This is a genomic window from Arthrobacter oryzae (assembly GCF_030812315.1).
GTDB lineage: Bacteria > Actinomycetota > Actinomycetes > Actinomycetales > Micrococcaceae > Arthrobacter > Arthrobacter oryzae_B.
Genome location: NZ_JAUSSM010000008.1, coordinates 278997 through 290619, shown reverse-complemented (window position 1 = coordinate 290619; position 11623 = coordinate 278997). Strand labels below are relative to the sequence as shown.

At 58.8% G+C, this 11623-nt stretch carries 5 protein-coding genes and 2 pseudogenes; 4 read left to right on the top strand and 3 right to left on the bottom strand.

The window, feature by feature from the left end:
• Positions 1–66: 66 nt before the first annotated feature.
• From J2S97_RS17190 to J2S97_RS17180, 3 genes and pseudogenes are all read left to right on the top strand, one after another.
• Positions 67–642, top strand: a pseudogene (locus J2S97_RS17190) (IS3 family transposase); the annotation flags it as partial.
• A gap of 299 nt (positions 643–941) precedes the next feature.
• Positions 942–2051, top strand: coding sequence for an IS110 family transposase (locus J2S97_RS17185; protein ID WP_307051151.1), 1110 nt, complete (start codon positions 942–944; stop codon positions 2049–2051).
• A gap of 10 nt (positions 2052–2061) precedes the next feature.
• Positions 2062–2361, top strand: a pseudogene (locus J2S97_RS17180) (integrase core domain-containing protein); the annotation flags it as partial.
• Between the two features lie 1824 nt (positions 2362–4185).
• On the opposite strand, the gene J2S97_RS17175 reads toward J2S97_RS17180, so the two are convergent.
• Positions 4186–4506, bottom strand: a complete 321-nt coding sequence (locus tag J2S97_RS17175) for a hypothetical protein (RefSeq protein ID WP_307051150.1) — start codon at positions 4504–4506, stop codon at positions 4186–4188.
• Between the two features lie 2437 nt (positions 4507–6943).
• Positions 6944–8035 (bottom strand): hypothetical protein, encoded by a 1092-nt coding sequence (locus J2S97_RS17170; protein WP_307051149.1) that lies wholly within the window; start codon positions 8033–8035, stop codon positions 6944–6946.
• A 1665-nt stretch (positions 8036–9700) separates the two neighbouring features.
• Here J2S97_RS17170 and J2S97_RS17165 point away from each other — a divergent pair.
• Positions 9701–9952, top strand: coding sequence for a hypothetical protein (locus tag J2S97_RS17165; protein ID WP_307051148.1), 252 nt, complete (start codon positions 9701–9703; stop codon positions 9950–9952).
• 5 nt (positions 9953–9957) lie between these two features.
• On the opposite strand, the gene J2S97_RS17160 is transcribed toward J2S97_RS17165, so the two are convergent.
• Positions 9958–10683, bottom strand: coding sequence for an AfsR/SARP family transcriptional regulator (locus J2S97_RS17160; RefSeq protein WP_307051147.1), 726 nt, complete (start codon positions 10681–10683; stop codon positions 9958–9960).
• Between the last annotated feature and the right edge of the window lie 940 nt (positions 10684–11623).

Here is an 11623-nt window from a genome sequence, read left to right as displayed (position 1 = left end):
TATACCCTGAGTCACACGCCATTCTCCGGGGTCCAGCCTGCCAGCCGGCCTCCGGCCGGCACATGACCATTACAGATCTACCCGCTGGTCACGGACCTTGCCGCCGACGGTGTTCCCGTTGCGGTGACCTGCAGGGTGTTGGAATTCAGCAAGCAAGGCTACTACCGGTGGAAGACCAGCCCGGTGACGGAACGGGACTGGGCCGATGCGCACCTGGTCAACGCCGCACTGGACATCCACGCCGATGATCCGGCCTTCGGGTACCGGTTTATCGCCGACGAACTCCCCGGGAAGGGCATCCTGGCGGGCGAGAACCGGGTCCAGCGCCTGTGCAGGGACCACGGCATCTGGTCGGTCTTCTCCAAGAAGCGGGGCCTGAACCGGAAGCCGGGGCCACCAGTCCACAACGACCTGGTGGAGCGGGACTTCACCGCCACGGCACCGAACGAGCTGTGGTTGACCGACATCACGGAGCACCCCACTGCCGAAGGGAAGCTCTACCTCTGCGCGGTGAAGGACGTGTATTCCGGGCGGATCGTCGGGTACTCGATGGACCCGCGGATGAAGTCCTCGCTGGCCGTCGCTGCGCTGGAGAACGCGGTGCGGGCACGCCGCCCGGCAGGGACCGTGGTGCACTCCGACAGTGAGACTGTCCTTACCGGTATTCCCGGAGGGTCCTTGACTCGCACAGTGATGGATGCAACAGGATGCTGGTGCCGGGTACGCCCCGGGGTTCTTGACTCTCACTCCGATCGACAGCTGTTGTCCTTCCCCGGATCTGTCAGTCCCCAAGGCGTACCCGGCGAGGCGCTACGCCTCGCCGCCGGAGTGACCTAAGGAGAGCCTGCGCCAAGGGTGCTCATCACTGTCTTGTCCGCCGGTCGGTCGATGCGCGGGGCCGTGCCCCCTTGCACACACCGGATGGACCGGAGGAAAACGACATGACCAAAACTCCCGAAACCAGCGACCCGGACCAGGCACCGACACCCGTCTTCGCCGGCGTCGACACGCACAAAGAACTCCACGTCGCCGCCGTCATCGACGCTGGCGAAACAGTGTTGGGCACCAGGAGCTTCCCCACAACGCGCACGGGCTACCGGGCGATGCTGGCCTGGATCGGCGAATTCGGGGTCCTGGCCCGGATCGGCGTCGAGGGCACCGGATCCTACGGTGCCGGCCTGACCCGACACCTCGCCAAAGCCGGCGCCATGATCCTGGAGGTCGACCGGCCCGACCGGTCTGACCGCCGCCGCAAAGGCAAGGACGACGATCTGGACGCGATCAATGCAGCCCGCGCCGCACTGCATGGCCGACGCACCAGCATCCCAAAAAGCAAGGACGGCGCCGTCGAAGCTCTGCGGGTGTTGCGCGTCACCCGCGCCCACGCGGTCCGGGAGCGCCGCAGTGCCCTGCAGCTCCTTCGGATGTCGATCGTCTCCGCGCCGGAGGTACTTCGCGACCAGGTCCGCCAACTGACCCGGATGCAGCTCATCCGGACCCTCGCTGCATGGCGGCCGGACGTATCCAACGCGACCGACCCCGTCACCGCCTACCGGGTCTCGATGAAATCCCTAGCCCGCCGCTACCTGGAACTCACCGACGAGATATCCGACCTGGACGAGCTCATCAACCCCATCGTCGAAGCCCTCGCACCGCAACTCCTCGAACGCGTCGGAATCGGCATCGAAGTCGCCGGACAGTTCCTTGTGACGGCCGGTGACAACCCCAACCGGATGAAATCCGAAGCCGCTTTCGCGATGCTCTGCGGCGTTTCACCGCTGCCCGCATCCTCTGGAATGACACAACGCCACCGACTCAACCGCGGCGGCGACCGCCAAGCCAACCGCGCCCTCCACCTCGCGGTCATAAGCCGGATCAGGCTCGACCCGAGAACGCAGACATACGTCGCGAAAAAGACCGCCGAGGGGCACAGCAAGATGGAGATCATCCGCTGCCTGAAGCGATACCTCGCCCGCGAGGTCTACTTCATCCTCAACCCCGGCCGCCAGCACATCGTCCCGAACACCAGACAACACCGAAACGCCGCTTGACACTTAGGAGAGCATCCGCGGCTCCCAATTCCGGTCCCGTCGCTTCGTCGAATCACTCCGGCATCACGGGCTCACCGGATCGATGGGCAGGGTCGGTGCGTGCGCCGACAACGCCGCGATGGAGTCGTTCTTCTCGCTGCTGCAGAAGAACGTTCTGGACCGTCGGCGGTGGCTCACGAGACAGGAACTTCGACTGGCCATCACGACCTGGATCGAGCGGACCTACCACCGCCGGCGGAGACAAAGACGGCTGGGGAAACTCACGCCCATCGAATATGAAACAATCAACCGGACCGCGCTCACAGCGGCCTATGACCCCGAGTCAACAAAAGCCGGGGCAGTCCCATTTTTTTGGCTGGTGCATTGGTCCTTGCTCGGTCAACCCGATGACAGGCGGAGCGCCTATAGCCATCCCCAGCCGGCAGTGCCACCCTAGGTTCATGGAAACTGACCTAGAGAGGCTGCACGAGCTAAACATTTTGATCGGAGAGGCGGAGTCAAGGGGCGACCAAGCATTCTTCCAAGACCTTCTGTCTCCGGCATTCGCCATGCGCCGCGCCAACGGAGCCATCCAAGACCGAACTGCGTTTTTGCAGAACGTTGCAGCATCCCACCCCCGGACAACTCGAATCCAGTCCCTGACCATTCTGGGGACGGACCGGGCGATGGTCACGTGCACAGTAGAAATGGGTGAAAAGCAGTTCGAAAACCTCAGAGTCTTCGTCCGCGAGTCAGGTGAGATTCCATGGACACTCCTAGCTTGGGCTAATGAGCCTGTCACCCGCGCCTGAGGATAAGAAACTTAAGAGGATCAGGAACTTCCAGAGGCAAACGGCACACGCTTTTTGGATCATTCTTAACCAAAGACCCGCAACACGCCGGGGTTCTGCGCAATTCGACGGCAGACGCCAAATCGGATCCTCACGTGCAAGCACGTAACCCCGACGTCCTGGTCCGTCCTAATGCTCCGGACGTCGCAGTGGAACCCGGGGCGGCTGCCCCCGTAGAAGCGGCATTCGGTTCAAACGCGTACGGGAAGTCGACGACACGTTTATCGATAATCAAAGCAGCAATCACGCATCAGAGACTGGCGCGTGTGCGTATCCTGTCATCGACAGGATACGCACACGCTCAGCGCTTCAAAGAAAGAAGGCAACGCTTTCGTCGAGCACCTGAGGCATTCGCAGCTTACGGGGAGTTCCAGTCCGCCGGTTCCTCCCTGCCGCAAAGCGGGGTCGTCGACTTTAGACTCGGCGACAGATGGGTTCAGTGGGCCGTCGAGCCGCTGTGTGCAACGCTTTCCGCGTTCGGTAATGTCCATGATTTTCAATACCCGGCCAGCCAGCCGGCCCGTTTAGATGGCCGTCCGGTTCGCGCCTCGCTGCAGGTGTTGGTGACTCTGGTCCGGCAGAAGGTGAGGAGAACCTTGCGCCAACCTCTCAGTGTCAGGAACAGGGTTACGCCTCACGCATCCTGGTCGCTTTGATCTGGTGTTCCCGCTTCGCCCGGGTTCTCCGCAGGGGGAGCAGCTGAACGGGGAGCCAGTCATGGTTGTGCCGAATTCGTAATCACAAAACTGACATTAGACTTTTCTCCCGGCTTTGGCACCGCGGTTGTAGAGCCGGAGGTTTCCCCCACGGGCTTTGATCGGCACCTACCAAGGAGGCTTGTGCGATCGCCTGGGCCTCCAACTCATTCGTCGACTCGGACGCTCCCTCAAACATCTTCGCGTTGACGTTCAAGCTGCTTAAACTGAGGAGGTCAAAGAACCCGTACCCCTGATGCGTCAGCCAAGTGGAACGCTCCGACGACCCGATCTGTACCAATTTTCAGAAGTTCAACGTTGGACGGAAGCGTCCTAACAGTTCCATCGATAGGTGCCTGAATGACGTCGGCCCTTCGGAGGCGAGGGGAACGTAACACATCTAGGAGAGTTGAGGCCACGCCGGAGACAAAGCCAGCCAACCTCGTGGTTCGTCACAGTTCTGGTGCGTGAAAGCCTTCAAACGGGTTGATGCCACGGACCTTCTTCAATACCGTGCGTTGGGTCGCCAGGCCATTAGGGAAGGCTTCGACTTCCGAGTCTGGCCTCGCTGTCAAGGAAGTTCTTCGACTCCTAAGGCCGGCGACATGACTAGAAATCAAACTCAGGTGACGGTCGGGCCACGCCGCCCGGCATCACATCGTATTCCACGACTGAGGGCGTTGGAACCTTCATGCGCATACGCGCAAAGACCAGGGACCCTGCGCCCACCGTCAGTTTCTTGATTGTCACCCCATCGAGTGTCTGCTTCTGCACGTTCCTACTGAAGCGACCTTTGCCGTATTTGACATTGATGGTAGCGCCGGCTGGCCCCCGGAAGAATGCGGTGGCACTTGCATTCCAGAAGCGTTCCAGCGTCTGCGTTGTACCGCTGGGTAGCTGCACTCGTTTTACAACCATTGCAATCTCCATAGTCGAATTGGATATTCATTAGCCCCGTGGCTCATTACGGGACCCCGTGCCGGATGAACTAGTACGCACAGATGAGGTAGGCCTAGAGCGGCCACCGTTACTCCAGAACGCTGCGAGACGGTCTTATGGCTGTATCCACAGTCGGAGGTTTTCTACACAGGTTCCTGCTTGGAGTCTTATGAGATGGACACATTTCTTGGCCTCCAGCACTGCGTGTTCGGTGTTCGTAATGCTGTGGCGAGGTTGGCATTCGGGTTGGGCGTCGTCATGGAAGGGGAGAAGTCGGCTGACCAGTTGCGGGGTTTCGCCTCGTCCCCGGTGCTTCTGCAGGGTGCCACTTAGGACCTTCTCGGTTGAATGCAGCGTCTGAAATTAGGCAACGAGCCTGGCCAGGAACGAGACGAAGGTTGTTCTGGCCCGGTGGAGGCCTACGAGCTTGTTGATCACCGGTATCGAGGGCGACGGGCAGTCCGATGTCTCCGCTCCTTACGGATCTGTTGCTGTTCAGATGCCTATCACGGATTCTGAGCCGTTCCAGGCGATTCGTGACGTTATCCTACTGGCGCTGATTGCTGGCCATTTGCCTGCACTTCCTCGACAGCTCCGGCCGGAGGGTTCATTCCACCCGAGGGAGCCGGCTCTGCGCCTTGAAGTTGATCTACGGCCGCCCTGGTTATAGGGCTGGGCCAGTACGTTAGCTCCAGGTTCAGGTCATAGTCAGGTCCACCGCCACTTCAAACGGTCGGACCCAGACATACCAAATCCCGACTCATCAATGCATTTGAATGAACTTGCTTTGACAATCAGGGACATGAGAAACCTCCTAGTATTCATCCGGTCATATCTTTGCGATCGGTCTCTCCTCCAGTACCGGATAAGACTGAGTGCAAGCACCGCGCGTCAACGCCGGTGATGCTCCTAGCTCTTGCACGACGGACTCAATGAGGGTGGCAGCGTCTCCAACCATCCCCGCGGCCGTCGTAACCCGACTCGCGCCGAAGATAAATAGTAGGTCATCCCATTAGGAGACAACCCGGCAAAGTTAGGACTGAACAAACTTTAGTTATTGCAAGGCCCCTTGTGCGAGCATTTCTGCTCCAATTTTATCCGCTACCTTCGCGGCTGCTGGCATCCAATTGCCGTCAAGAAAGCCTTGCAAGTCTAGTTCTCGAACGACAAGGAGAAATGGAACCCAGGAAGCAGGGACCCCAGTGGTAAGCCCTCCCGCTGCCGCCAGTACTTTCACCGCATCCGTGATATCAATGCCGCGGTCACCTATCGGCCTAAAGCCGTTCTTGACAAATGGCCCACGGAACTGAACTCTGGTAAGTTTGGCAATGTATCCCAGCGGACCCCCGGCCTCAACGGAATAGAAGACCGATCGTCTTTGCCAACATGTTCATGCCTAAAGTACGACGTTTCACCGTCTGCTAGTAGGTTTTTATTTGTTACGGCGCGAATGTAAAACTCATGGCCATCAATCTGACTCGCACTTGGCGGGAAGTCGCCTTTTACTGCCAGTTTAATCGCTTCGTTTAGTTCGGTCATTTCTAACAACTCCCGTTCGTCTGTGTCTTTAGCCGACCATTTGAGATCAGATACTCGGAAGGTTAGGGCGTATACCGTTACCCCCGCGTTACCTGTGCGTTACAAAGTGGGACGCTAGGGGCAGCAACGGTCGACCCGTTACTTGTAGGAGTGCGGACTCCGGCTAAGCCAGGGCGGTAGGGGCTGACCTATGCAAAGCCCGAGGGTTGGGCTAGTGGCTGCCGGTTGTTACAGGAAGACAGGGTCGAAAGGCACATTGAAGCCGGCTATTTCGGCCACCCATGCGGATTTTCGGCGTGACAGTACGACAAGACGGCCTCGTGGAGGGAACCAGGGAGCTGCATCGGCTGTGGTGATTCATCACGGGTCAGGCCAACGCCACGGTGCCGTTAATCTTGCAATTGGCGAAGCTCCGGTCAAATAGCGGTGACCGGAGCTTCGGTCCATTACGGGCGCCTAATCCTGAAGATTGCCTGTGAAGCCGAGCGGCGACGGACCTGAGGGCCCACATTATGTCGCGCTGAACCCTGCGTTCTCATCAGAGGAAGTCACTTTGCCCTCTCTCGCGCTTGGGCGTCCACAGCGTAGCTCTGTCCGCCTTTGGCGATGTTTTCGCTTGCTTTGTTATAGGCGAACCAGGGAATGGGACCTGATGCTGCCCCCTTCTCTTGTTCCCTGAACGACCGCACCAGCGTTGAGGCTCAAATCAGGAGGAAGGAAGGAAGGAAGGAAGGAAGGACAGCGAAATGTCACCTGCGCGTCCGAAGCCGGTCGACTTTATAGCCGCATCCAGACCACTCGTGGCGGAGCGGGCGCGGACAGTTGGGGTACACCTCACCTGACATGGCGCCTTGGAGCCAGCGATAACACCTTGATTCTTACTAACCCTTCAGTTTCCGCTCAATGCCCCCAGTAGCGGCGGGCCAGTCTGAGGGTCGACGCGGTAGTCCAAAACGGGAGCGAATTCAGCCTTAGCGAAAGCGAGGTAGGCCAGAGGTTCGCGGATCAAGCCAGCGTGACGCGGTTCAGTGCCAGCCTTGATTCCTCCGGCGACGAGGGGTCCAATGACTGGAATTAGGCTGAGCAATGCGACGATGGGTCCTCTTATTAGGCGCTGAACGCCCACTTCGTGCAGATATGCTTCGACTTGCCCGCTCAGCTGCTGTGCCTCCCCTTCAAGGAGGTCTTGCTCCCTTCTGAGCGCCACAGGGTCGAGGTTTGACATATCCCCGAGCCGCTTCTCCATGTCACGACGAAATTGTGGCAGGAGATCTTTATGTCGTCGACGAAATTGGAGGATGGCATCGACGTCGAGGGGCTCCGCTGGAACGGGTAAAAGGCCCTCCAATGCGACGGAGCGGATATGTGCCAGCTGAAGATCCCCGTTGACGCGCAGCTCGACCTCGCTGGGGTTCGCAGTCCCGTCGGTGGGAGCAAGACCAGACAGAAGCGCCTGAGCGGATGAGCGAGCGTCTGTAACCGGTACCCAATTTTCCTTGGCCTGGTGCCCACCCCGATTCCAGCCGTTCTCACCCGCAGCTTGACACAGGCTGAAAGCGAGAGCAGCCATAAATTCGTCAGCAGTTGCTAACTCCACTTCTGCCCATTGCCCATCCACTTGTGCTGCGAGCCCCAGGTCCGTCAACATCCAAAGGCCGTACTCATGGAAAAATTTGTCCATATGTACGCGGACGGCCGACCCGCTGCTGAACCTGCTCCGGCGTCTAGCCAGTTCATCCGGATGTAAGTTACCGAGAAAACGTGGGAAGTTGTGACTAAAGGTGTACTCAGCCTCGAAGGGTTCAACTTGGTAGACCAGCCCGGCTCGGATCAGTTCAAGGGTGTTTGGGTCGTGAAGTTCAGGCTCATGTATGAACTCCATGGGGGTGATGGTCGCAACAGAATCCCAATATAGAAGTGTCCTCGTCCACCAAGCGTTGGTAGGGACGCGGATAAAGGGGTAGTAGAGCGCACCCTGCATCCTGCCATATTAGACGATGGGCCCCCACCTGAACACGGGCAGGTCGGCCAGTTGGGGCACACCCAAACCTGACGTCAGACGAGCCGCAAAAATGCGTCAAGATAGGACTCAAATTGCTTTTCCCTGACACCCAGCGGCTGAATTCTGAGATCTCAATCTGACACCCAGTGGTGGGCAGATCAGTGGATCTGTGAGTCCGAACACCCGTCGAGAAACAAGACGCACGACTGCCACCAAGAACGGCGCCCAAGAGGTCCTCAATAGATTGGGCTAGGGTCGCGGCTGGTCATCACCGGAACTCTGCAGTTCCTCGTACCGGCTACGCTGCGAGTCGCGTTATGAGCAGGATGACCAGTATCGAGACTCGACGCCTGCACACCCGCCGCCCAGTCGACCTCTCGCGTCTGCTCCCGGCCGGTCCCGAGGGGTCGCCTGGAAGCTCCAGGGACCCACATGCCGTGCCTATCCGAGGCAGTTGACGGCAGCGAACATCGGGTCAACCTAGTCCGTCATGCCGCCCCGCTCCCCCACCTCCATGAACCACCAGAAGCATCTTCGCTGTTTGTCATTCTGACCCTCGATCATCGCTGGGCGGGTCCTCCGCGCAACCAGGGCGCTACGCGCCGCTCACGGCCCGTAATTTCGTTCGGCGCTCCGCTTATTTCCTCGCGAAATTCCGGACGGTTCCCGGTTCCCCAAGTTGCACTCCGGACCCTGATCCCAGTGGTACTCCGTGTATCAGAACGACGCAGAACCCTGACAGACACATCCGGTGCCCGCCAGTCGCTGAAGGAGAAGGAATCATGGAACCGCTCACCATCAAAACCCCCGCAGAGCGATCCTGGTTGCAGCAGCGCTCCGCTTCCCCGGATCACTCCGAAGCGATGGATGCTTGGAAAACTGGGCAGCCGGCATTGCCCTCTTCGAAAAGGCAGTGGCACCTCCAACCGAGGACGCGAAAATGACCTGGAACTCGATATCGAAGGAATGCGACCAGCGAATGGTTAGAAACGGCGGGGCATGACCGAGCCGAAACCTACAGAAGACCATGGCTCTGAAACTGACGGCACATGCCGCAGGTACCCGGGACAAGCCGATACTACGAAGATCGAAGATCAGACAGCTGCCGTCATAATCTGGGAGCCGATAATGAGCGCTTAAGCGATCGGGACTGTCGCTGCTCAATGTTCTCAGTTAGTCTCTGACGAGCCTCTAGTTCCTTCACGACTTTCTCCCCGACCCGGTCTCTATGGTGCAAACCACCCGCTTGTAGAAGGGTGACTGCTAAATGCTCGTGAGTGGCGCTGACATGTCGAAAGCTTGTGGCATCATCCTGTTGAGCACCATCGGAAACAGCGTCTGAGACCTCATTCATTCGACCACTCTTGGCGTTACCGTCAGGGCGTCCGATCATAGATAGCCACAGCTTTAGCTCGTTTTGATTCACCCTCGTGCCGGCGGTCTTGAGCGAACCTTTCGCGAACCTAGGCCGTTTCCTGATTCTTGTTTAGCAGGATCAATGCAGCCAGGGACTGCCGGATATCGAGGGCCTTCATAGCAGAACGTCCACAGTCTTTCGGCTCGCAACCGAGGCGGATTCGGCGGTGGAAAGTCCGCGATCCTTCGCCATATGGCTGTCGCTGATTGAGAGTAAGGTGAATTGCCATGACAAACGATGATCGTCCGTCAGAAATCTCCGATGACGATGAGTCGGATCCGGCGATGCCATCCATGGGCACGCTAGTCATCCGCACGTGGCACGAGCCAGACCAGAGGCCAAGTTTTCGCGCCAGGATTACTTATGGCGAAGAGCCAAGCGGTGAACGCAGAACTGTCTCCACCGCGGATCCGGAAAAGGTGCTAAGTGTTGTGCGCCAGTGGTTGTCTGGCCAAACAAACCATCCGGACAAGGCCTAGATCATTCATTTGCCGCTTGGTTGTGACGAAATATCAGCGATGAGGCGCCGAATGGTCTCCGAAGGCTCAAGCCCCATGTCCTCATTCAGTTTTGCTTGATACTTTTCGAAGGCCCGAAGTGCGGAAGCATTGTTGCCCTGCTGTTTTTCAGCCCTAATGAGAAGTCCAACGGCGCTTTCATAGAGCGGTTCGATTTCCAGTGCTGCCTCCGAGGCTTCCAAGGCAGATTCATAGTCGCAGCGAGCCAGCGACCCTCGAGCAATGATCTGAAATGCGTGGAGCCGGTCCTGCCGCAACCTGCTCTGTTCAAAGAGCACCCAGTCGTCATACCAGCCCGGGAGCAGTTCGGCGTCCCGTAGCTGGTGCAGACATGAGGCCACGTTTCCATTGAGTCCGGCTCGGCTCAGCTCCCGGATCTGGGCCCGTACATTGTAAAGATCGACGTCGACCAGGTCGCTGAGAGCCAGCACGCTCCCCCCATTGATGAGCAGGCCAGGGACCTCTCGCGTAACGAGATGCACAGCAACCCGGAGGCTGTCGAGCGCCTTGGACTCTCCACACTCAGGCCACAACAGACCGACGAGATAACTCCGGGGACGCGGACCGTTGATAGCCAGCGCAGTAATAAGCCGCTGTTGCCGCGCTGCGACGTGCACCACGCCGGTATCGCTGCGAAGTTGCCACGATTGAAACAGGCTCAACTCAAAACAGCCATAGCCGTTGTTGCCCATGGGTACCCCCAAATCCAGCGTGGGCCTGAAGAGCTGGAACAGATCTAGGAACGACTTTCCGCAGTCATGGGCGGGCTGTCAATGGGACGCGTCATACGGAGAACTGGTGAAGAAAACTTGGAGAGATCTCAAGCAACTTTGGATGTCATGTGCCACACCTGTCACGCCCAAGTCCGAAAGAGAGAGCCCACTCTTGGAGTCTGGCGAGGGCTCCGAATGCGAATCACTCGAGTTCTGGCTTGATGCCTGCACTCATCCTTCGAACGGACAGGCCGCAACTCGGTCAGCGTGCGCAATCAAGATGTTCAACCAGTACAAGGCGGGAGTATCGCCCGAAGAGTTGATCAAGGCCATCGCCGTGCCGGTAGGTACCAGGCTGTTGGCCATGCTTGCTTGGGTGTCAGCGTTTCTGGTCGCGGCCATCGCGTAGCGCCCAAATCGACGATGCTCTCCGCGAACGCAGGCTGGAATCAAGCTGTACCCGCATACCGCTACCGCATCCCGTTGGCCGAGAAACACCGTCCGGGCCATACCTTTACGAAGAGCACACACTGCAAATTCGAGTGCCGTCAGGTACCTTCCTGCCTGCCGGCGACAGAAGCTTGCCTAAGACATGAATACCCGGGGATCTGGCCGGGGTCTGGAGCTGCACGCGCGACTTCGGACTGATATGCGTGCACTGCCGGGGGTCCTGCAAACTTTAGGCATGCTGGCCATGACCCATCAGGAAGTGACCATGGCCACTGAGCGCTGCTTGGCTGAGAACCCCGTGCTGGAGCGAATGGACGGCCACCCATGCCCCGGTTGCGGTCGCCATGTCTCGTCCGGCACCTTGTTACCGCTCTCGAGGCGGCGTCGCCCTACTCGGCATACTCGAGGAGCCTTTTCATTCCGGGCCGCTCGAACCCGCGGTTCCCTGTGTCTTGGATAGCCTGTAGGG